This is a genomic window from Candidatus Blochmannia americanus (nom. nud.) (assembly GCF_059934915.1).
In genome coordinates, this window is sequence record NZ_CP011792.1 from 528,900 (window position 1) to 552,934 (window position 24,035).

Annotated in this window: 18 protein-coding genes; 13 read left to right on the plus strand and 5 right to left on the minus strand. The window is 29.3% G+C overall.

The genetic code is table 11. The features are described 5' to 3' along the window. The first annotated feature begins 122 nt into the window (after window positions 1-122). From hns to minE, 8 genes are all read left to right on the plus strand, one after another. Window positions 123-533: a histone-like nucleoid-structuring protein H-NS gene (hns, locus tag Bamer462_RS02250; RefSeq protein WP_500837504.1), complete on the plus strand. Its 411-nt coding sequence runs from the start codon at window positions 123-125 to the stop codon at window positions 531-533. Between the two features lie 1,873 nt (window positions 534-2,406). Then, on the plus strand, window positions 2,407-3,213 hold the full coding sequence (gene xthA / locus Bamer462_RS02255) for an exodeoxyribonuclease III (protein ID WP_500837505.1): 807 nt from the start codon (window positions 2,407-2,409) through the stop codon (window positions 3,211-3,213). 220 nt (window positions 3,214-3,433) lie between these two features. After that, window positions 3,434-5,302: a signal peptide peptidase SppA gene (gene sppA, locus Bamer462_RS02260; RefSeq protein ID WP_500837506.1), complete on the plus strand. Its 1,869-nt coding sequence runs from the start codon at window positions 3,434-3,436 to the stop codon at window positions 5,300-5,302. 394 nt (window positions 5,303-5,696) lie between these two features. Beyond that, complete coding sequence (gene gap / locus Bamer462_RS02265; RefSeq protein ID WP_500837507.1) at window positions 5,697-6,698, plus strand: type I glyceraldehyde-3-phosphate dehydrogenase; 1,002 nt, start codon at window positions 5,697-5,699, stop codon at window positions 6,696-6,698. A 479-nt stretch (window positions 6,699-7,177) separates the two neighbouring features. Continuing rightward, the gene (dsbB, locus tag Bamer462_RS02270; RefSeq protein WP_500837508.1) at window positions 7,178-7,705 is read left to right on the plus strand and encodes a disulfide bond formation protein DsbB; all 528 of its coding nucleotides are present in this window, start codon (window positions 7,178-7,180) and stop codon (window positions 7,703-7,705) included. Window positions 7,706-8,411: 706 nt separating this feature from the next. After that, window positions 8,412-9,092 carry a septum site-determining protein MinC gene (minC, locus tag Bamer462_RS02275; RefSeq protein WP_500837509.1) on the plus strand — a complete coding sequence of 227 codons (681 nt, stop codon included), beginning with the start codon at window positions 8,412-8,414 and terminating at the stop codon, window positions 9,090-9,092. Between the two features lie 30 nt (window positions 9,093-9,122). Then, the gene (gene minD, locus Bamer462_RS02280; protein WP_500837510.1) at window positions 9,123-9,935 is read left to right on the plus strand and encodes a septum site-determining protein MinD; all 813 of its coding nucleotides are present in this window, start codon (window positions 9,123-9,125) and stop codon (window positions 9,933-9,935) included. A gap of 7 nt (window positions 9,936-9,942) precedes the next feature. Beyond that, window positions 9,943-10,206, plus strand: a complete 264-nt coding sequence (gene minE / locus Bamer462_RS02285; protein WP_500837511.1) for a cell division topological specificity factor MinE — start codon at window positions 9,943-9,945, stop codon at window positions 10,204-10,206. Window positions 10,207-10,566: 360 nt separating this feature from the next. On the opposite strand, the gene tsaB is transcribed toward minE, so the two are convergent. Further along, window positions 10,567-11,298: a tRNA (adenosine(37)-N6)-threonylcarbamoyltransferase complex dimerization subunit type 1 TsaB gene (gene tsaB / locus Bamer462_RS02290; protein WP_500837512.1), complete on the minus strand. Its 732-nt coding sequence runs from the start codon at window positions 11,296-11,298 to the stop codon at window positions 10,567-10,569. A gap of 403 nt (window positions 11,299-11,701) precedes the next feature. Here tsaB and pabB point away from each other — a divergent pair, with 403 nt between their 5' ends. Beyond that, a complete protein-coding gene (gene pabB / locus Bamer462_RS02295) occupies window positions 11,702-13,093 on the plus strand; it encodes an aminodeoxychorismate synthase component I (protein ID WP_500837995.1) in 1,392 nt (463 codons plus the stop codon). A gap of 54 nt (window positions 13,094-13,147) precedes the next feature. Here the strand turns inward: pabB and Bamer462_RS02300 are convergent, their stop codons facing one another. Further along, on the minus strand, window positions 13,148-14,707 hold the full coding sequence (locus tag Bamer462_RS02300) for a TerC family protein (protein WP_500837513.1): 1,560 nt from the start codon (window positions 14,705-14,707) through the stop codon (window positions 13,148-13,150). Window positions 14,708-15,275: 568 nt separating this feature from the next. Between Bamer462_RS02300 and manX the strand changes: the two genes are divergently transcribed. The 3 genes from manX (at window position 15,276) to Bamer462_RS02315 (ending at window position 18,031) form a co-directional block, all read left to right on the plus strand. Further along, a complete protein-coding gene (manX, locus tag Bamer462_RS02305; protein WP_500837514.1) occupies window positions 15,276-16,253 on the plus strand; it encodes a PTS mannose transporter subunit IIAB in 978 nt (325 codons plus the stop codon). Between the two features lie 89 nt (window positions 16,254-16,342). Next, a complete protein-coding gene (locus tag Bamer462_RS02310; RefSeq protein ID WP_500837515.1) occupies window positions 16,343-17,152 on the plus strand; it encodes a PTS mannose/fructose/sorbose transporter subunit IIC in 810 nt (269 codons plus the stop codon). A 12-nt stretch (window positions 17,153-17,164) separates the two neighbouring features. Further along, the gene (locus Bamer462_RS02315; RefSeq protein ID WP_500837516.1) at window positions 17,165-18,031 is read left to right on the plus strand and encodes a PTS mannose transporter subunit IID; all 867 of its coding nucleotides are present in this window, start codon (window positions 17,165-17,167) and stop codon (window positions 18,029-18,031) included. A gap of 302 nt (window positions 18,032-18,333) precedes the next feature. On the opposite strand, the gene cspE is transcribed toward Bamer462_RS02315, so the two are convergent. The 3 genes from cspE to zwf all read right to left on the minus strand — a co-directional run bounded on the left by cspE (window position 18,334) and on the right by zwf (window position 21,813). Next, window positions 18,334-18,543 carry a transcription antiterminator/RNA stability regulator CspE gene (cspE, locus tag Bamer462_RS02320; protein WP_011282991.1) on the minus strand — a complete coding sequence of 70 codons (210 nt, stop codon included), beginning with the start codon at window positions 18,541-18,543 and terminating at the stop codon, window positions 18,334-18,336. A 613-nt stretch (window positions 18,544-19,156) separates the two neighbouring features. Beyond that, entirely contained in the window at window positions 19,157-20,092 is a 936-nt protein-coding gene (gene htpX, locus Bamer462_RS02325; protein ID WP_500837517.1) for a protease HtpX, read from the minus strand. Window positions 20,093-20,328: 236 nt separating this feature from the next. Continuing rightward, complete coding sequence (gene zwf / locus Bamer462_RS02330; RefSeq protein WP_500837518.1) at window positions 20,329-21,813, minus strand: glucose-6-phosphate dehydrogenase; 1,485 nt, start codon at window positions 21,811-21,813, stop codon at window positions 20,329-20,331. A gap of 659 nt (window positions 21,814-22,472) precedes the next feature. Here zwf and pyk point away from each other — a divergent pair. Continuing rightward, complete coding sequence (pyk, locus tag Bamer462_RS02335) at window positions 22,473-23,924, plus strand: pyruvate kinase (protein WP_500837519.1); 1,452 nt, start codon at window positions 22,473-22,475, stop codon at window positions 23,922-23,924. Window positions 23,925-24,035 lie beyond the last annotated feature (111 nt).

Below are 24,035 nucleotides of genomic sequence, written 5' to 3' on the forward strand. Positions count from 1 at the left end.
CCAATTAATACCAGATATAATAAGATTATTTATAAATTAAAACATCCTAGGTATTGCAGAAAATAAATTAGCGCTCTATCCTTGTAACAGATTTATTATTTATAATATTTGAGATTAAATCAATGAATGATGCACTAAAAATTCTTAATAACATACGTACTCTACGAGCGCAAGCTAGAGAATGCACCCTTGAAACTTTAGAAGAAATGTTAAAAAAATTAGAAATAATTGTAAATGAACGCCGAGAAGAGGATAATCAAGCTCAAGCTGAAATAGCAGAGCATTCCAAAAAATTACAACAATATCGTGATATGCTTATGGCTGATGGAATAGATCCTAATGAATTATTACAAAATGTCAGCACTAATACTAAATCACTTTATAAAAATAAACGGGCGATTCGCCCAGCGAAATATCAATATACTAATGAATACGGTGAAATTAAAACTTGGACAGGACAAGGCCGCACTCCCTCAATTATCAAAAAATCTATTGATGAAAAAAAGAAAACGCTAGAAGATTTCTTGTTGTAATGTGCAATATCATACATTCTATACGTTTCATGCAAACAGAGAGCCCTTAACTATATTGATTAACTTTTATTTCATATTAAATTAATTAATAAGTTAACATATATTATATTAATGATCAATACTTAAAACAACGACAAAATCATTATATAACATTCATAATTCCTTCTATAAAATAGAATATGTTTAACTAAGAAAATGCATTTCTGACAACTAATCTAGTGTATAAAAACTAAAACATTATTAACTACACTTTTAGATCATGATTGTCATCCAATTAAATATAAGCCGGCAACATCAATCAAATAAAAATATTTTTATTAATTAATAACATTAATATCAGCTCTCATATTAATTCTATTATTATCTAATACACTACCACTATATTAAATTATACAATATTTTATATGCATATAAATAAATTCTGTTTTATCCTTATATCAAGATATTCTCATGTATTTATATATAATATATATCTTAAACAAATCAAAAAATAATAATTCTAAGATCGATTATAACGATAATAACACTGACAATTAAAAATTTTAATTAACACCAATATTATTATTAAGCACAATTATAGATACAATTTTAATTGTTTTCCTTTTATAAGTTCATGCATAAATATTATATAACAATAACATATTTAATTTATTAAAAAATAATTTTTGGTATAACACCTGCATATCCGAAATATGCTATACAAATAAATATATATACTTACAATCTATAACGTTCTTCAGTATTATTAAAACGATTAAGAAGTGAATGATAATATAATCTATAATGTTGTTAATTTAATACAATATTACAGTGTTCTTTTCAACTTATATTTTATAAGCGTTGACTTATATGAAAATTATCGATATTAATAACTATTAAATATATATTAAATATCACATATATTAGTCAGTTTTATACATTGTGATTTATTTTAATAAAAATTAAATTTACAAATCATTACATTTACCGAAATCAGTGTAGCACTACTCAATACATTTTTCAATATTTACAATGAAAAATTCCGCTATCATACCTTAACACCAGGTATCAATAACATAATCAGTTTATTAAAATTATTGATCAGTACTATACTAGTATATGTTCAAAAAATTTAGACCTGCGCATATTATATACAATTATAAATTTTTAGTTATTTTCAAGTGATGCTGAATTACTCTAAAAATCTAATTTACATGCAAATCATTTATTTTACATATAACATTAATTGATAATTAGCTTTATATAAAAAATTGTGTATTAAAAAAATATATTTATTTAAAAACACCATAAACCTATCGTATTGGAAACACCGCACTGAATACGTATTGAAAAATAATTTCAATCATTTTTAACAATTTTAATAAAAAGGCAATAAATTGGTTCCAATCAACATTTATTTTTGATTTTTTTTACTGACAGCGATACATGCATATGTATCGCATAAATTTATAATATAACTATAGATTATTTATATATATACTTTATCTATAGTAATAATATATAATATAAATTATAATAATAATAATTGATTTCAATAAATTTAATTATCTTCCCACTCCGTGCTCACATACTCCGGAAAGTAATAACATATCTAAAAAATACAAGCAATATTTTTAATTCATTATTCGTTGTATTATATCAGAAGATTCATATATAATAACTGCTGTTTCGAGCTATTAACTGTTACGTAAATTAAATCATATATACTAAGTTAATTAACGATTAATTAGAGCAACAAACGATGTCTATCGAATGCACTGTTATGTACTTATAAAACATAATAATGCATTATGATTAATATTTTTTATTTTTTCATTATAAAATAACACCTATATTTCTACAGCATAGAAATAATTTGAAGGATCATCATTATATGAAATTTGTTTCTTTCAATATTAATGGACTGCGCGCTCGCATGCATCAATTACATGCGATTATATTGCAACTTCAACCCGACGTAATCGGATTACAAGAAACAAAAGTACATGATGATTTTTTTCCTATAAAAGAAATATTACAATATGGTTATCACGTATATTATTATGGACAAAAAAAATATCATGGTGTTGCTTTATTTCTACGTCAAATTCCTTTAACTGTTATTCGTGGATTTACTAATGACGATAATTTATCTCAAAAACGTATTATCATGGCTGATATTACAACATCAATAGGTACAGTAACTATTATTAATGGTTATTTTCCTCAAGGAGAAAATAAAAATCATCCAGAAAAATTTATGTACAAAAAAAATTTTTACAAAAATTTGCAAAACTACATAGAATACACGTATGAAAATAATTCATTATTAATGATAATGGGTGATATGAACATTAGTCCTACAGATTTTGATGTCGGTATTAGTGAAAAAAATAAAAAAATTTGGCTTGCATCAGGAAAATGCTCTTTCTTGCCAGAAGAAAGAGCATGGTTCAGTCGTTTGACGAGCTGGGGGTTAATAGATGTATATCGCAATATGCATCCCTACAATAACAAACGTTATTCTTGGTTTAGCTATAGATCTCACGGATTTGACAAAAACATTGGTTTGCGTATTGATTTAATATTAGCAACACGCTCTCTGGTAAATCGTTGTAAAAGTAGTGATATTAGTTATGATATTCGTGGTATGCAACGACCTTCAGATCATGCCCCAGTATGGGTAGATTTTGATATTTAATATGTATTATGTTGTGCATTAAAATAAAAAGAGAAAATCATATTATTTAAACCTTAACTGCGACCATAGCGTAATATGCTTAAAAAAATTAAATTTATATATCAAAAATTAATAGAATCATGAAAATTTAGTAATTTTTATTTAATTTATACGTCATATCTAATACCTAAATTAAATATGACGATATGAAGTTTATTTGGATTATCATATAATGTCTTTAATGATTAAAACGTACATACAGAACACATGGAAAATTATCTGTAAGGTGCTTAAATATAGTATACACACACTATATCTGATACGCACCATAATAATAAATATATTTTTTATAATCTTAGTCATTATTAGCGTGGGAATATATTTAAATTTACGTAATACTTCTACTGTATCTTTATCAAAACATACTGCATTAATTCTAGATCTTTCTGGTATTATTGTAGATAAACCTGTCACATGTAGTAAATTTCAAAAATTTAGTCAACAGTTACTCAATACAAATAAACTAAACACTAAAGAAAACTCACTATTTGATATCATTAATATATTACGTCAAGCTAAAAATGATCCATGTATAACTGGATTGGTATTGTCATTAAAAAACTTTTCCGGAAGTAATCTAGCATCATTAGAATATATTGGTAAAGCATTACGTGAATTTAAAGATTCTGGTAAATTAATTTATGCTATTTCTGATTATTACGATCAATCGCAATATTTTTTAGCAAGTTACGCCAACACAATTTATCTTACACCTCACGGTTTTGTAGATTTGAGAGGCATCTCTATCAGCAAATTATATTATAAATCTCTATTAAATAATTTAAAAATTAACACTCACATTTTTAGAGTAGGTTCATATAAATCTGCCGTCGAACCATTTATTCAGGATCAAATGTCTGATCATGTACGACATGAAGAAAAAAAAATAGTAAATTGTTTATGGAATCAATATTTAAAAATAATATCTGTTAATCGCAATATAACAACACAAGAAATTTTTCCAGGAATTAATAATATTCTCAATGGATTACATCAAATGCAAGGTGATACCGCGGCATATGCGCTCAAAAACAAATGGATCGATGAAATTGCATCTCATTATACGATAGAAAATACAATGAAAAAAATATTCGGATCCAATAAACAAGGTACATCATTCAACGCAATTAGTATGTATGATTATAATCCTGTAACACCAATAGAACAAAAAGACAACCAAATAGCAATAATATGTGTCAATGGACCCATTGTGGACGGATCTGATATACCAGGTTCCATTGGTGGAGATACTATAGCCCATAAAATTCGTAGTGCCCGATTTAATCCTAAAGTAAAAGCAGTAGTACTGCGTGTGAATAGTCCGGGTGGCAGCGTACATGCTTCTGAATTAATTAGATTAGAATTAATGGCTATTAGAAATTCTGGAAAACCAGTTGTGGTTTCCATGGGGGGGGTGGCAGCATCTGGCGGATATTGGATATCAACTCCAGCTAATACTATTATCGCAAGTAATAGTACGATTACAGGTTCTATAGGTATATTCGGTATTATTAATACATTTGAAAAATCTCTTGACGCTATCGGCATTCATAAAGATGGGGTGAATACGTCTCCTATGGCAAATATTTCCATAACTGCACCACTACCTACTGAATATATCAATATGATGCAACTTTACGTAAACACTAGCTATCATTATTTTGTTAATACTGTAGCAAATTCTCGCTGTAAGACTATAGAAGACATTCAAAAAATTGCCCAAGGCCATGTATGGCTTGGTCATGATGCAATAAAAAATGGATTGATTGATAAGATTGGAGATTTAGATGACGCAATAAACAAAGCGATTGAACTAGCTCACTTAACAAAATATCAACTTAATTGGTATGAAGATAAAGTAAATTGGATTAATGTGTTTCTACAACAAACTCATCACACTATTTGCGCTATAATGATAAACTTGTTGAATCATTATGTTTCCTTAACTAATTTTAACAACAACATAAAAATAAACAACTCTAATATCCTACAATTCTCATGGAACGATCCAAAGCATTGCTATGCTCTTGATTTAAACTATTTCACGTAACTATTCTTATATAATAAGAACTACACCTATATATTTTATATAAGCCTAAATGCATGCACAGATAAAATATTATATGATAAATATATTTAATTTTTTTAATATCTATAAAACAAAAAATAAAATATATAACAATATTCAATATTGAATATTGTTATATCGGCCTAAGTCATAAAATACATATAACTAGTTATATTACATATGTTATATGTTAGTAATATGATAATATTTAATCAAACCAAAATGGTTGTATATGCGGTATCAAAAACACATTAATTTTTAATTATTAACATAATTATTATGAAAATATAATATGTAAAAACTATATACAATTTATTTTCAATTGATATTTACTAATATAACATTTAATTAGGATTAATACAGGAGCGTATAATATATGGCTATTAAAATAGGTATTAATGGATTTGGTAGAATTGGCCGCGTTATTTTTAGAGCTGCACAAGAACGCAAAGACGCGGATATTGTCGCCATTAATGATTTGTTAGATATTCAACATATTGCATATATGTTGAAGTATGATTCGACTCATGGACGATTTAAAGGTACAATTAATGTACATGAAGATCATTTGATCGTTAATAATAAAGTTGTTCACTATACCTCCAAAAAAGATCCAAAAAACTTATATTGGAGAAATTTCAATATCGATGTTGTTGCTGAATCTACGGGAATGTTTTTGACCCAAGAAAAAGCTCATGGGCATATATTTGCTGGAGCTCCTAAAGTAATATTAACGGCTCCAGCAAAAGATGACACTCCAATGTTTGTTATGGGAGTGAACAATCACCTCTATAAAGGAGAAAAAATAATATCTAATGCATCTTGCACTACTAATTGTTTAGCTCCACTCGCCAAGGTTATTAATGATAACTTTGAAATTATTGAGGGCATGATGACTACCGTCCATGCTGCCACTGCTACACAAAAAACAGTTGATTCCCCAATACACAATGATTGGAGAAGCGGCCGTGGTGCTTATCAAAATATAATTCCATCGTCTACTGGAGCAACACAGGCATTAGGAAAGGTAATTAAAGAATTAGACGGTAAATTAACTGGAATATCATTCCGAATTCCCACTCCAAATGTTTCTGTTATTGATTTCACCGTTCGTTTGAAACAATCCGTTTCTTATAAGAATATTTGTGATGTTATTAAAAACGCTGCTTGTGGAAATTTAAAAGGAATTATAGGATATACTGATGAAAAAGTAGTATCTAGTGATTTTAATGGAGAAAAATTAATTTCCATATTCGATGCACAAGCTAGTATTTTATTAAATAAGCATTTTGCCAAACTGATATCTTGGTATGATAATGAAACAGGTTATTCCGATAAAGTAATTGACTTAAGCGTGTATATTGCGCAATACAAATAAAATCAATTAAAAATAATTCCATATAACTTACATAAGGATGCTATTTTAGTAATTTATTTAAACAACATCCTCATCAATATCAATGTTTAAATATTGATATTGATGAGGATTATTAAAATTTAAAAATTTAAGTTAATCATATCAACCCAAATTATATGCAATACAACCCTATAATTTTCATACTTTATACAGTAAATTATTCCCAATCTTAATTTATAAGATCATAAGCACGGTAATATTTATCTAATTTACTGGTACACCAGTGATTTAGATTTAATTTTTAAAATTAAATTCTTACGCTTGTATCATTGTTTTTGATTTGATAGTCTTAAAGAAAATATAAATATAAATGCAATCACATTACATATCATATATGTACAGTATTGCTGCATAATAAATTTGATTTAATCAAATATTTTATTTTTTAAAAAAAATTACCGCAGATCAGACTGAATTATTTTAATTTTAAATAATTATTTATGTTACACTTTTTGAATATTTGCTCCAAAACTAGAAAATATTGGGTTTTACTAATATTTACCGTTGTGAGCTTAGAATTAACAGCCTTATATTTACAACACATTGTTCTCATAAAACCATGCGTGTTATGTATTTACCAAAGATGCGCTTTATGTGGGATAGGAATTGCTGGGTTGATTGCAACAATTGCTCCATCTTCTCCACTAAGATTATGTGCTATCTCAATTTGGATATACAGCGCATGGAAAGGATTGTTATTAGCTAAAGAATATACCGATATTCAATTATATCCTTCCCCGTTTCTTATGTGTGATTTATTTGTCAAATTTCCCCATTGGCTACCTTTAAATAAGTGGTTGCCTGCCATATTTGATGCGGATGGAAATTGTACTGAATATAAATGGTACTTTTTATCACTTGAAATATCTCAATGGATGCTTATAATTTTTGTTAATTACTTAATCATAGCAATACTAGTTTGCCTATCTCAAATTATTGATCTTCGTAGGAACAACGACAAATTGTAATATAAATATAAAATAAATACCACCTATTTGTATTGAAGACCCATATTGTTTATACATAAACAAACATATAAATTAAAACCATTAGTCCGTACTAAAATAAACTATTATTTTGATATATAGACATGGAAATTAATGTAAAATGATGATCAGTTATAACAATATATATTGTGTTACAATATATATTGTGTAATAAAAACAATACAAATTGTGTATTACATTTTATAATAAAACCTGATAAATAACATTTTTTAGCAGCGCTTCTTATTATTTTGTAATTTTTATTAAAATATATATATCACAATGCATTAACATCTAAAACCTTTAAAACTTAAAAAATTAAACTACTAATATTCCAAATTACAACATTTTGAACGCTATCCAATATCAATAAAGAACATAATCATTACTGATAATTTATAAAAATAAAAAATCATTAATAAAAAATTTTTTATATATCATATTTACTACAACACTAAAAGAAAATATAATATGATATTTTCCTTAATGATGTATTATCATTATCTCTTTTTTTTGATTAAATATCGCTATTACTTATTTTACCTAAGTAATAATAATACCCCTAATTTTAGAATAAAATAATTATATATAAATTATATAAACAAATAATAAATAAATGTACACTCATATAAATAATAATATTCCATGAAAATTGTTTTTTTGTATTTAAATTGTGAAAAAAATCAATGTGGCTATTAGTATAAAAGGAAGTAATTTTACATTATTAGTAGTGCATGTTCATAATACATGCTTGGAAACCATTCGTCGATCATTAAAAGAAAAAATAGAAAAAGCTCCTTTCTTTTTGTTAAAAAATACTCCAGTTATTGTAAATGTTGGAAAACTTAATTATTGTGATAATTGGAATGATTTATATCAAACAATATCTGATACTGGATTATTTGTAGTTGGAGTATGTTGTTGTTATGATAATAAATTAAAAGAAATAATCATTCGTAGTGGAATACCTATCCTCACACAAGGCACCACTATCAAACATAAAGATTCTTCAGCATACTTACATAAAAACATTGCAGTAGCCTCTAAAACACAATTAATCAAAACACCAATACGTTCTGGTCAAAAAATATATGCTCATAACAGAGATTTAATTATCATTGCAAATGTCAGCGCTGGGGCTGAAATTATTGCCGACGGCAATATCCATATTTATGGTACAATGCGAGGACGTGTATTAGCTGGGGCATCTGGCAATAAAGAATCTCAAATTTTTTGTACTCATTTATCTCCTGAACTGGTATCTATTGGAGGGCGTTATTGGCTAAGAGACCAAATTCCAAAAGAATTTTCAGGTAAAGCGGTAAGACTTAGTTTAAAGAACAATACTCTTATCATTCAAAACTTATAATTGTATCCTGCAGTAAGGATTTATTTATTTATGACACGCATAATAGTTATTACCTCAGGAAAGGGAGGGGTAGGCAAAACAACATCAAGCGCAGCTCTTGCTACCGGACTAGCACGTAAAGGTAAAAAAACTGCTGTCATTGATTTTGATATTGGCTTACGTAATCTTGATTTAGTTATGGGATGTGAACGCAGAGTAGTATATGACTTTATTAATGTCATCCAAGGCGAAGCTACGTTGCGTCAAGCGTTAATAAAAGATAAACGCACTGATTGCCTATATATTCTACCTGCTTCACAAACACGTGATAAAAATTATTTAACTCATATCGGAGTAGAAAACATATTAAACAATCTTAACAAAATGGATTTTGAGTTTATAATATGTGACTCTCCCGCAGGTATTGATAGCGGAGCTTTGGCGGCTCTATACTTTGCAGATGAAGCCATTGTCACTACTAATCCAGAAGTGTCATCAGTGCATGACTCAGATCGCATTCTAGGTATTTTAGCGTCTAAATCTAAGCGTTCCGAAAATGGCATAGAAACTATCAAAGAACATCTATTACTCACTCGATATAATCCTAGCCGTGTTCGCCAAGGAGATATGCTTAGTTTAGAAGACGTAATGGAAATATTACAAATTCCTTTATTAGGTGTTATACCAGAAGACAAATCCGTATTAAGAGCATCTAATCAAGGCGAACCAATTATTTTAAATACAAAATCTCATGCAGGACAGGCTTATTCAGATACAGTAGATCGTCTATTAGGCAATTCATGCCCTTTTCGATTTACTGAAGAAAAAAAACTTAATTTTTTAAAACGATTTTTCAAGAGATAATACTACTATGGTATTAGTAAATTTCTTTTTTTTAAGAAAGAAAACACCAGCTGAAATCGCTAAAAAAAGACTACAAGAAATTATTTCTGAACATAAAATCAGAGATAACTTCACCCCGCCATATTATCTATCTCAATTAAAAAAAGATTTGATCCAAGCTATAAGCAAACATACGCATGAGCCACACATACTTTCAATCCAATTAGAAAAAAAAGATAACAATACATCTATATTAAAATGTAAAATAATTTTTTTTAATGAAAAAACATGAAAAATAGTATGATTGACACTTTTTAATCAAAAATTTTCATCAATACTATGAAATTTAGTTCTTACTTTATAAAGAAAATCAGATCATACTAATAATATAACATGCAAAAATTACTAAAACTTTACTCATATCCCTGACAGATATTTAAACAATATCCTAATCAATACCTAATTTTACAATTAAATTTCAGTAACACCATATAAAAATACTACATATGACTTTTATTGAAAACAATTCTACATATAACTATCTTACAATATATAAAAAACATAATACAAAAATATATATAACACTTTATATAAAAATTACCAAAAAATATTCAGACCTACAAATATCGTTTCACGCATACAATTAATAACATCAAAAATCAGAAACATATGTCTTCTTTGCAGCTACTGCATTTCTCAAATAAACAGGTTGTACCTGATTTAGATTAATAAATTTCTTACTTCTCCAACTACGCATTCCCAATGGTAACATATCCTGTGCTTCAGGTGACATCACACTCTTCCTTAAAACAATCATATTATTTACTTTCATACGTGCTAACACTGGATAATTATTCCAACCTGTACCTACAAGCGCCCAATCATCCTGTAGCAGGGTACTACAACAACACGTTAACTCTGTTATCGCAATTGTTTCCGCGGCCGTAACACACTCGTTATCACCGCATATCCAACAACTATCGTCACTCATCCGATAGTAAGGAGCCCAATACAACTCACCCATACGCGCATCAATAGTAGAGATAACTTGTTTAACAGAAAAAACACGCCAAGCTCCTTGAGCCAATACTTCTAAAGAAGATACCTCTACTAATGGTACATCAGCTCCTAACGCTAATCCTTGCGCAACACTTATTCCGATACGTACCCCCACAAAACTACCTGGTCCTCTATCAAATACGATACAATCAAGAGATTGCAAAGTAACACCTGCTTCTGTTAATAATTGATTAATCATAGGTAATATCCTTTCCGAATGACTCCTTGATGCAATGATTTTATCCTCATACATATAATGATCAACCATTAAAGCAACGGAACATAATTCAGTGGTAGTGTCAAAAGCCAAAATTCGAATAGACATATTTACATAAATAAAAACGAACTATACATAATTTTATAACATAAACTATAGTAACATTATCTATTTATATATTTATTATAAATATATAAATATTTATTAAAATCAGCCAAATTTCTAAAACCAAAAATTATTTTAATATTTTATACTATACTGATAGTATAATATGTACTATTGTAACACATAATACATACATACCAATTATTATGATCCTAGAAATATTCTGCAACAAAAATACAATATAAAATAATTAAATTTGGTACCTATATACATAGTATTTTAAATATCTTTTATTTTTTTATTAAAAACCACTAAATATTACATAAATGAACATATGATTTATTTTCACATAAATTACTAAATGAGCAATACGTATTTTCAAAATCATAAAAGGGCATCTATTTCAATGGGAATACATCTTATAGAATTATCTTATCATCCTTACACTATATTGGATCTTTTTGAATCTTTATCTAATAATCCATGGTCTATGTTACTGTATTCTGGTCATGATAATAAACATCCAGATAGTCGTTTTGATATATTAGTTACTAATCCAATATTAACATTAATTACTAAAAATAATACAAACACAGTTTACTATAAAAAAAATTATCAAATTAATAACACGGACCCATTCATCTTATTAAATGAACATATTCGTATTGCTAATATGGAAGCACACAGTAATTATCAAATACCATTTCAAGGTGGATTTTTAGGTGTATTTGGATATGATCTCGCAAGATATATTGAATCATTACCACAATTCGCAAAAAAAGACCTCTCATTTCCAGACATGGCAATGGGTTTATATCGTTGGGCAATTATTGCAGACCATAAACTTTGTAAAAATTATCTTGTTACTCACGATGATCCCGACCAAATATTACCCTGGATATATAAACAACAACATATAATATACAATAATCATGTTGATGATACATCATTTCGCCTCATACAACCATGGAGGAGCAATATTAGTCGATCTGAATATTCACAAAAATTCCATATTATCAAACAACATATAACTTCAGGAAATTGTTATCAAGTATGTCTTTCTCAACGTTTTTACGCCCCATTCATAGGGAATGAATGGATGGCGTTCCGTTATCTATTACGTTATAATCACGCGCCTTTTTCAGCTTTTATTCGGCTACCAAATAAATTAAGCATACTTAGCTTATCTCCGGAACGTTTCTTACAATTACATAACACAAAAATTAAAACTCAACCCATTAAAGGCACATTACCCAAATTAAAGAATGCAGCAGATGATTATCGTCAAATTATTAAGCTATCTAAATCTACAAAAAATCGATCAGAAAATTTAATGATCGTCGATCTATTAAGGAATGATATTGGGAAAGTAGCTGTTCCAGGTAGTATTCGTGTACCTAAATTATTTGATATCCAATCATTTCCAGGAGTACATCATATGATCAGCACAATTACAGGAAAACTCTCTAAAAATTTTTCTGCCTGTGATTTATTAAGAGCATGTTTTCCTGGGGGATCTATAACTGGAGCCCCGAAAGTGCAAGTAATGAAATTGATTGAACAACTGGAGCCACAACGTCGTAGCATTTGGTCTGGTAGTATTGGATACTTAAGTTGTTGTGGTAACATGGATATTAGCATTGCTATTAGAACTCTATTAGCTGAAAAGCAACACCTTTTTTGTCCAGTAGGAAGTGGTATTGTTTTTGATAGCGATGAAAATATAGAATATCAGGAAATGAAAGATAAAGTATCTACTTTATTATTACCGTTATTAAAAAAATTTTATTTAAAATAATTGATAAAACTCACCAACGTATAATATTATTTATGTATTTATATACACACAACACTATTGCTGGCGTATATCATCAGAAAAAGCAAGATGTTCTATTTCTACTGATTCAATACGATACTCTATCATTTTTCTAATTATAAAACGCCATCTATTAATTGTTAGTATATCACCTTCTTTTGGTATACGATCGCAACGAGATAATAATAACCCAGCTAAAGAAGCAACATGATCACATTCATGTACTAAATCATAAGCCTGTAATGCCTGTTGTAACGCATGCAAATCCATACTACCTTTTGCTAGCCAACCTGATCCGTTATTAATTTGCTCAATTTCTGGTGTTTCATCTTCGTCAGGAAACTCACCAGCTATAGCTTCTAAAACGTCCAGAGGAGTTATTAACCCCTGAATAATACCAAATTCATTAGAAACAACAACCATACTCCCTTTCGCACGACGCAATTCTTTCAATAAATTTAAAACATCCAAAGTTTCTGGGACCACAACGGGTAAATTTTCTGCAGCATACGCTTCTAATTGTTCCCCCTTAGCAACGGCCACCATTAAGTCTTTAGCTCGAACAATTCCTATTAATTGATCTAATTCACCGTTACATACTGGAAACATATTATGAGGAGTATTCATTAACGTAGAATATAACTCTTGTACTGGCTTTTGAGAATCTAACCACGAAATCTCATTTCTTGGAGTCATTATACTACGCAAGGTACGTGAGGCTAACGATAACACTCCAGTAATCATATGACGCTCTTCTTCAGCAAAATGTGTTTTTTCCAAAGAAACCGAAGAACTTTTCTCTATCGTGGAATTCCACTGTGCAGCATTACCCATTAATCTCATAATTGCTTCTGCAGTGCGTTCGCGCATTGATTTAGTTGATTGACCCTTCATGGAGTTACAGTGAGCAATTTGATTAAATAATTCGATTAACACTGAAAATCCAATCGCAACATATAAATAACCTTTTGGTATATAAAATCCAATTCCTTCTGCAATTAAACTTAAACCAATAATTAATAAAAAACTCAAACATAAAACTACTACAGTCTGATGGCTACTAATGAAATTAGTCAATAAACGAGATAACAACGACATCATTACTACCGCTATAACAACTGCTATTATCATTATTGTTAAATTTTCTACTGTACCAACAGCCGTTATTACTGCGTCAAGAGAAAAAATAGCATCAAAAACTACAATTTGTATTACTACAACCCAAAAACTAGCATATCCACGATTAGTGTGGTTATGTACTTTATGTTCTAATTGTTGATGTAATTCAGTAGTTGCTTTAAATAAAAGAAAAATACCACCAAATAGTAAAATTAAATCTCTACCAGAAAATGAAAAATTAGCAACCTTACATAAGGGTTTTGTAAGAGTAGCAAACCAAGAAACTAAAGATAACAATGTTATGCGCATTATTAATGCTAATGTTAAACCAATAATACATGCCCGTTTACGCTGCTTTTTTGGAAGTTTCTCTGCTAAAATGGTAATAAAAACTAAATTATCAACGCCGAGTACAATTTCTAAAATCACTAAAGTTAATAAACCTATCCACGTTGATATATCCGTTAAAAATTCCATGATAATCTCCATTGAATATTATATAACAAATCATCTCATGGCATATTTATATAAACATATTAAAATATTTGATTACATAATGAAGTTGTAAACAATAAATTAAACATGATCAAAATATAAGCTTGTGTAGGGAAGGTTTAGATAAAAATCAATACATATCGCTTAAAATTATGTAGATATCTCTTACTACAATAAGACTATTATTGTAGTTGGCAGAAAATATCTCTTACAGTTTATTAAAAATAAATATTTTAACTTTAAAGATAACGTATCATTATGATAAAAAAACAGTATAATATAGTTGATTATTTTTTTGCAGTATCTTAATAATTATTTTGATCTATACTGATTGCAATAAAACCAAGGAATAATCAAAATATTCTATACATATAGTTTTATTATTATATATCAAAGATATATTAGTTTATATACCAGATATAACATAAAAATAAATCATAAATAATACGATAAACAACTAAAGATATTCACTTCTTATTTTAAGGATTGTAACAATCTTTAAAATAAGAAGTGAATATCTTGAAAATACGTCAAAGAAGAGGAAAAAGTAGTGACTATTGCTATTATATTAGGGGCTCATGGTTCTGTTTCTAAACAATTACTCGAAACTACTGAAATGATTGTAGGAAAACAAGAAAATGTTGCATGGGTTGATTTACTCCCAGAAGAAAATGCTGAAATATTAACGGAAAAATATAATGCACATATATCTAATCTTAATACGAACACAGGTGTATTATTCCTAGTGGATGTTTGGGGCGGAAGTCCTTTTAATGCCGCTCATAGCATCGTGTTAAGCAAAGAAAAATATGATATCGTTACAGGTATGAACATCCCTATGTTAATTGAAGTTTTCATGACGCGAAACGATGTCCATACTTTTCCAGAACTAGTACAGATTGCATTAAAATCTGGTAATGAAAGCATAAAATCAGTTAAATACCCATTAACTCATCATTGTTTTTTGACCAACCAAAAAGATACCACTACAAACACCGCCACACCATCATTATTAAATAAAAATAATAAAAACCACATGATAATTTGTTTAGCACGTGTTGATGATAGATTAATTCATGGGCAAGTAGTAACTCGTTGGGCTAAAGAATATAATATCAAACGTATCATAGTAGTAAATGATGAGGTATCTAAAGATATGATCCGAAAAACATTACTAACTCAAGTAACACCCCCGGGAATAACTGCTCACGTTTTAAATATCAATAAGACTATACGTGTATATAATAATCCTAAATACGCTGGAGATAAAGTTATCATGTTGTTCACTAATCCTACAGATGTTTTGCGTCTTGTTGAAGGCGGGGTTCCTATCAATTCAGTAAACGTTGGAGGCATGGCTTTTTATAAAGATAAAAAACAAATAAATAATGCTATATCAGTAAATAATAAAGATATTGAAGCTTTTAAAAAACTTGATCAATATGGCATTGAGTTAGAAGCACGTAAAGTACCATCAGATCCATCATTACAAATGATGCAATTAATAAAAAAAATAAATAATTCCTAATGAATTTACATATGTATATTTTTATTTAATTACTCATGTGACACTACACTAATAAAGTATTTTTATTTTCATATATTTAGGAAAATGAAATGGAAATTAACACGCTTCAGATTGTTTTGTTATTCATTATGTCTTGTATTATCGGAATGGGTTCAATACTTGACGAATTTCAATGTCATCGACCATTAATAGCATGTACGCTAATCGGGTTAATTCTGGGAGATGTAAAAACTGGGATCATCATCGGAGGCACATTAGAAATGATAGCGTTAGGATGGATGAATATAGGAGCCGCTGTAGCACCCGATACTGCTTTAGCTTCAATTATTTCTACCATTTTAGTCATCATAGGGCAACAACCGATTGGAGCAGGCATCGCTTTAGCAATTCCATTAGCTGCCGCAGGACAAGTATTAACTATTATTGTACGTACTATTACTGTAGCATTTCAACATGCCGCTGATACAGCAGCAGAACGCTGCAATATCACAATTTTAAATTGGCTTCATATTACAGCTCTTATGTTACAAGCTATGCGTGTTGCAATTCCAGCCACTATTGTTGGAATTTCTGTTGGCACTGAAACTGTACACCGTATGCTCCACGCAATTCCAGAAGTGATAACTAATGGTTTAAATATCGCTGGTGGTATTATTGTGGTAGTTGGTTATGCCATGGTTATCAACATGATGCGGACCGGATATTTAATGCCTTTTTTTTATCTGGGATTTGTCATTACAGCATTCACTAATTTCAATTTAGTTGCTTTAGGTGTTATTGGTGTAGTTATGGCTATTCTATACATCCAATTATCTCCACGATATAATCAAAGTATAAAACAAAATGTTTCTAATCCAACTGTTCAATCCTCAAATAAATTCGATGATGAATTAGATTAATAGGTAACTATCATGATTAATAAGCCTCAAAAAGTATATAACACAAAAAAAACAATAAAACTAAAAAATAATGATATACGTGCAGTTTTTATTCGTTCTAACATCTTTCAAGGATCTTGGAACTTTGAGCGAATGCAAGCATTAGGATTTTGTTTTTCTATGATTCCAGTAATCCGACGTCTATATCCAAAAAAAGGCGAGGATCAAAAAGAAGCAATTAAACGCCATTTAGAATTTTTCAATACTCACCCTTATGCCGCCGCCCCTATATTAGGTGTAACTATGGCCATGGAGGAACAAAAAGCTAATGGCGCTACCACTATAGATAATGCTTCTATTAATGGCCTAAAAGTAGGACTAATGGGACCTCTTGCTGGGGTAGGTGATCCAATATTTTGGGGAACAATTAGACCGGTATTCGCTGCTCTAGGAGCAGGAATCGCTATAAGCGGAAATTTATTAGGTCCATGTTTATTTTTTGTTTTATTTAACACAGCTAGATTAACCATTCGTTATTATGGCATTACGTATGGTTATAAAAAAGGAATTAGCATTGTTAGCGATATGGGGGGAGGAGTGTTACAAAAACTAACAGAAGGTTCTTCCATTTTAGGTTTATTTGTTATGGGGGCATTAGTTAATAAGTGGACACATGTAAATGTGCCATGTGTACTTTCTAAAATTACTGACAATGATGGAAATACTGTAGTCACAACTGTACAAAATATTTTAGATCAACTCATGCCCGGATTTATTCCTTTATTATTAACATTTGGTTGTATGTGGTTACTAAATAATAAAATAAATGCCCTATGGATTATTGTGGGATTTTTCGGGATTGGGATTTTAGGATATTATACAGGACTATTAAGTCTTTAGTATAAAAAAGAGAAAGATACAAAAAATAAGAGAACCTAAAAATAAAAACAAAATCATTAATTAGGTTCTCTTATTTTTTGTATCAACAGCACCAGTACAGTAGTAACCATCATCCGTTATTTCTGATCTTACCAAAATTACTAAATTAACACATTAGTACCCCATTTGTATCTTATAATCATATCCGTATATATTCTTAAACCCTCAAAAGTACTATGCATTTCATATCAACAGTAAATTTGTACCATGATACTCGCTGTTTATTTTAAAAATACCCTTTTAATTATATTAATTTGCATACATCATAAAGCCGTCACGTTCACAGCAGAAGGACCTTTGTGTCCATCTTGAATTTCAAATTCTACGCTTTGGCCCTCAGATAAAGTCTTAAACCCATTTCCTTGAATAGCAGAAAAATGTACAAATACATCCTTACTACCATCTGACGGCGTAATAAAACCAAAACCTTTAGACTCATTAAACCATTTTACTTGACCTTTAATCTTTGCCATCTTACATATTTCCTTTAGAGTGTTTACATTTGCCGTAACAGCGATTAAAAGACAAACCAGAGTTATTATTCTCGTGAAACATTCAAATAAGAGGAAATTATATTATTCACACATAACACTTTCTTTACTGAAGTTATCAAAATACTACTTATATACGGAAGCATATCTCGGTTTACCTGACGTTTCATCACATAATTATATAATTATGTGATCCTACTAACAACATATAAAAAATTTTAATTTATTTTTCATAATACTATTATACACAATAAAAACCCAATAAAAACTCCATAAATATACTGAAATAACAATATAATACACATACTTTCATACAAACTAATTCATTCAATTAATAACTGAGTCTAAATTAGACATAAATAAAAAATACTCCATAATCATTACTTCTACCATATACAAATTAAAAATAAAACAAATTTTTCTTTATTTTTGGTAATGTGATTAAATGCAAATAAATATTTCTGAAAAAAAATTAAACCTACAATAAATGTCACTTATAATGTAGCATTTATTTTTTATTTTGTAAATCATATGACATAATCATTTATAAAAACTTACAAAACAATCACTTTTATCTTTAATCAAAACTATTTATTTATAAGAAATAAGATGACTTATTTAAATAAGTGCCATGTCGTAACGCTTCTATCCTCTTATCTAAAGAAGGATGCGATGCAAATAAATCACTTAATACATTTTTTTTTACGCTATTGATATATAATGTAGCAATACTATTAGACATTTTAGGTTCATAACTATTCTGCAATTCTTGTAAAGCAAAAATCATACTTCTACATCCTACTAATTTAGCAGCTCCAGCGTCCGCATAAAATTCACGATGACGCGAAAACCAAAATACGATGATACTAGCAAGTACACCAAATAAAATCTCCAAAAACGCTGAAACTATAATATACACTGCAGAACCACTATTTATCTCGCCGCGATGATCACAAGAGGTATCGAATTCTGAATCATCTTGATCATGCATAAACGAAGCCCAATAAGCGACCAACTTAGCAAAACTGCGCGATATAAAAATCACAAAAGTATTAATTACACCTTGAATAAGAGTCATGGTAATCATATCGCCGGATGCGATATGATTCATTTCATGAGCAATAACAGCTTTAAGTGATTCTTGATTCATATTTTTTAAAAGACCAGTGCTAACAGCTATTAATGCCGCATTTCTTCTTACTCCCGTAGCAAAAGCATTCATATCTACAGAATTATAAACAGCTAACTGTGGCGCTACAATATCTAATTTATTGGCTTGATCACATATAATTTTTAACAATAAATGTTCTATATCATTAGATGCTTTATTAATGATCACGCCATTAACTGCAGATAAAGCTATAGATTTAGATAAAAATAAAGAAATAAGAGCTCCTCCACAACCAAATATCCCGGCTATTCTCATCAATTCAAACGTAGTAGATGACCAACATCCTAATAAACTCAGTATACTACCAAATAGTATCATTACTAATAAATTAGTAACAGAAAATAATATAATACGTATCATAAAAAAATCATTTGCCTCTTTAGTAAAGATACCTAAGTATTTAGGCAATTATTTAATCATATTCATAATTCTCAAATAGAAAGAATTTTTATATGATATAGAAAAATTCTTTCTATGAATGTTAAAAAAAACCAACACCCATTGGAATAAATATCTTTTTACAAAACAACAATAGTCTCAAAATTTTATCAATTAACAATATTAAAAATTAATAATCACTATAATTCAAAAAACTATTACGTATGAAATTTATATTCATTCCAATAACGACCATCTTTAGCAATCATTGTCATAGAATCTACAGGCCCCCAAGTGCCGGCTTGATATAACTTTGGAGCATTATTTTCCAATTCCCAAGCTTGTATGATAGAATCAACCCATTTCCAAGCACCTTCTATTTCATCGTGACGAACAAATAACGCTTGAATCCCACGCATCGTTTCTAATAATAAACGCTCATATGCATCAACTATATGTTCTGAGCACAAAGCCTCGTAAAAACTTAAATTTAATTTAGTAGCTTGTAACCGATGCTGATAACCCAACCCAGGTACTTTATTCAAAATTTGAATATCTATACCCTCATCTGGTTGCAATCGAATGGTCAACTTATTGTTAGGCAAATCTTTATACAAATCAGCAAATAAATTGACCATTGGTTTTTTAAAAAAAATTACAACTTCAGAACATTTAGTCGGTAACCTCTTTCCGGTGCGTAAATAAAACGGAACGCCAGCCCAACGCCAATCATCTATATTGACACAAATAGATACAAACGTCTCAGTATTACTACTTTTATTAGCTCCCTTTTCTTCCAAATACCCTAAAACTGGTTTTCCTTGAATAAAACCAGACGTATACTGTCCACGCACTGTAACGTCATGTATGTTACTACAATCAATTCTCCTCAACGAACGAAGCACTTTAACTTTTTCATCTCGAATACAATCGGCACTTAAATTAGCAGGAGGCGACATAGCTATAATAGTCAAAATCTGTAACAAATGACTCTGTATCATATCACGCATCTGTCCTATCGAATCAAAATATTTCCAACGCCCTTCAATGCCTACTTCTTCTGCCACAGTAATTTGGACGTGATCAACAGTATTATTATCCCAATTTGCGGAAAATAAATAATTCGCAAAACGTAACACCAACAAATTTAAAACTGTTTCTTTCCCCAAATAATGATCAATACGATAAATTTGTTTTTCCTCAAAATATTCTGATATCTGCGCATTAATAATACGAGCAGAAGCTAAATTAGTGCCCAATGGTTTTTCCACAACTACCCGATTTGATTTTTTATTTAATCCAATAGTACTTAATCCTTTACATATAACCCCAAAAGTATCAGGAGGCATAGCAAGATAATTTACTGTTACCATATCTATACTTTTTAATTTATCTAATAAAAAAACAAATCGCTCAGTTTGGTGAACATCTAAATTGCAAAAATCAAGTCGTGCTCTAAAAATACACCATAACGACTCATCAATAGGTTCTTGCATAAATGTTTGCAAAGCAGTATACACAACTTCAATATACATAATTAAACTCCATTCTGCACGACCCACTCCTATAATACGAGTGTCAGGATGAATAGCACCTATTTTTTCTAATTGATATAACGATGGCAACAATTTTCTACGCGTTAAATCACCTTTTGCTCCAAAAATAATTAAATTACATGCTTGAGTAATAGATCTGGATCGCATATTTATTCTCTAATATATTAGTTATATGAATATAAATTTTAATATCTATCATATATAGGCAGGCTAATAAATATTAACTATAATAGTTAATCAAAATATAAACATAAGTATCTTAATTAAATTTGAATTTATCAAAGTCATCACCTGTATGATCAGATATCATATATAATATTGATACTAATCATATTTGTATTTTTAGTATTTTTAGCATACTTTTTATAATTTTTGAAGATATATGATTAAACTACATATCAAAAATTTTATATATTCTCATCGAGAGAATATATAAAATACATATCTTATAATAACTAAATTGAAATGTAATAGAATGGTTACAATTAAATCATTTATTTATATTGAAGCACAACAAATATCCATCTACAACGTAATCGCCTATATATTTCTCTGATTAATAAACAACTATTTAAATATATAATATTAAATTTTATTACATTAAAACTACTAATATTTCCAAAATATATCACTAATTATTTTGCAGATATCTAGAACGAATATTCTATATATAATCATATATTATCATATAATATATTAAGATTTAATCTAAAATAATATAGATTACAATATTTTAACAATATGATTAATGATCACTATTCTTTTAATTATTTCTTATTTATATTTAAACCATATAAGGAACTATTATGTTACAACAATTAAGAAGAACTAAAATTATCGCTACTTTAGGCCCTGCTACAGATAAAGATGATAACCTTGAAAAAATAATTGTCTCAGGAACAAATATAGTACGACTAAATTTTTCTCATGGAGAACCAAAAGAACATTTTGTCCGAGCAAAAAAAGTACGCAAAATCGCTTCTAAACTAAATAAACATATTGCTATTCTCGGAGATTTACAAGGCCCTAAAATCCGTATCTCAACTTTTCAAGGTAACAAAATATATTTAAAATCTGGAGACAACTTTTTACTTGATACTATGATGGCAAAAAACACAGGCAATCATCAATGCGTAGGTGTTGATTACAAAGAACTTGCCCAAGACGTACACCCAGGGGATTTGCTTTTATTAGACGATGGAAGAATTCGGTTAAAAGTTATAACAATCCATAATACTAAAATACATACCCAAGTAATTATTGGAGGTATATTATCGAATCACAAAGGACTAAATAAATTAGGAGGAGGACTCTCGGCAAAAGTATTAACGAATAAGGATAAAATTGATATTATTACCGCAGCTCAAATTGGAGTTGACTATCTAGCCATATCATTTCCACGTAGTAGCATAGATTTAAATTATGCACGAAAGTTAATCACCAATGCTGGTAGTCATGCGAAAATTATTTCTAAAATAGAACGCGCAGAAGTAGTTGCATCAGACGCAACAATGGACGATATTATTTGCGCATCAGATGCAGTTATGGTAGCCCGAGGAGATTTAGGAGTAGAAATTGGAGAAACAGAGCTAGTAGGTATACAAAAAAAAATAATACAAAGAGCGCTCGCTCTTAATCGCGCAGTCATTACTGCAACTCAAATGATGGAATCTATGATTCACAATCCCATGCCTACTCGCGCAGAGGTAATGGACGTGGCTAACGCGGTATTAGATGGCACTGACGCAGTTATGTTATCTGCTGAAACTGCTACAGGTCAATATCCATCTGAAACTGTATCAACTATGGCTAATGTATGTTTAGGTGCCGAAAAAATTTCAAACATCAGTTTTTTAACACCGCCATATATTAGTCAAAAAAAAAAATTTAACAATATCGAAGAAGCTATCGCCATATCGGCAATGTATACCGCGAACCACCTAAAAAAAGTAAGCGCTGTTGTTGCTTTGATTGAATGCGAGAATACTACGTTATTAATGTCTCGCATTAGTTCAAAATTACCTATTTTTGCACTGTCCCAACACAAACACATTTTAAATATAGTTACTCTTTATAAAGGTGTGATTCCTATTTATTTTAAACGAACAGATAACAATGTAGCAGACGCTAAATATGTCAGCAATTTATTACGTGACAAAGGATTTCTACTATCTGGAGATTTAGTAGTTATAATACAAACTGATATACACAACACGTGTGATGTAATCAATGTGAGTCATATTTTACAAGTAGAATAATTATTTATGACAAAAATATCTTTTAAAAAATTAAATAAAAACACATATAGCATTGCACATAATATGCATAATATTTGCTCTAAATAAAACTTATACTATATTTTGCTTGTA

Bases quoted from the DNA above. Each gene is read 5' to 3' on its own strand.
- hns (WP_500837504.1), top strand. From the start codon at position 123: ATGAATGATGCACTAAAAATTCTTAATAACATACGTACTCTACGAGCG.
- xthA (WP_500837505.1), top strand. From the start codon at position 2,407: ATGAAATTTGTTTCTTTCAATATTAATGGACTGCGCGCTCGCATGCAT.
- sppA (WP_500837506.1), top strand. From the start codon at position 3,434: ATGATTAAAACGTACATACAGAACACATGGAAAATTATCTGTAAGGTG.
- gap (WP_500837507.1), top strand. From the start codon at position 5,697: ATGGCTATTAAAATAGGTATTAATGGATTTGGTAGAATTGGCCGCGTT.
- dsbB (WP_500837508.1), top strand. From the start codon at position 7,178: ATGTTACACTTTTTGAATATTTGCTCCAAAACTAGAAAATATTGGGTT.
- minD (WP_500837510.1), top strand. From the start codon at position 9,123: ATGACACGCATAATAGTTATTACCTCAGGAAAGGGAGGGGTAGGCAAA.
- minE (WP_500837511.1), top strand. From the start codon at position 9,943: ATGGTATTAGTAAATTTCTTTTTTTTAAGAAAGAAAACACCAGCTGAA.
- tsaB (WP_500837512.1), bottom strand. From the start codon at position 11,298: ATGTCTATTCGAATTTTGGCTTTTGACACTACCACTGAATTATGTTCC.
- pabB (WP_500837995.1), top strand. From the start codon at position 11,702: ATGGGAATACATCTTATAGAATTATCTTATCATCCTTACACTATATTG.
- Bamer462_RS02300 (WP_500837513.1), bottom strand. From the start codon at position 14,707: ATGGAATTTTTAACGGATATATCAACGTGGATAGGTTTATTAACTTTA.
- Bamer462_RS02310 (WP_500837515.1), top strand. From the start codon at position 16,343: ATGGAAATTAACACGCTTCAGATTGTTTTGTTATTCATTATGTCTTGT.
- Bamer462_RS02315 (WP_500837516.1), top strand. From the start codon at position 17,165: ATGATTAATAAGCCTCAAAAAGTATATAACACAAAAAAAACAATAAAA.
- cspE (WP_011282991.1), bottom strand. From the start codon at position 18,543: ATGGCAAAGATTAAAGGTCAAGTAAAATGGTTTAATGAGTCTAAAGGT.
- htpX (WP_500837517.1), bottom strand. From the start codon at position 20,092: ATGATACGTATTATATTATTTTCTGTTACTAATTTATTAGTAATGATA.
- zwf (WP_500837518.1), bottom strand. From the start codon at position 21,813: ATGCGATCCAGATCTATTACTCAAGCATGTAATTTAATTATTTTTGGA.
- pyk (WP_500837519.1), top strand. From the start codon at position 22,473: ATGTTACAACAATTAAGAAGAACTAAAATTATCGCTACTTTAGGCCCT.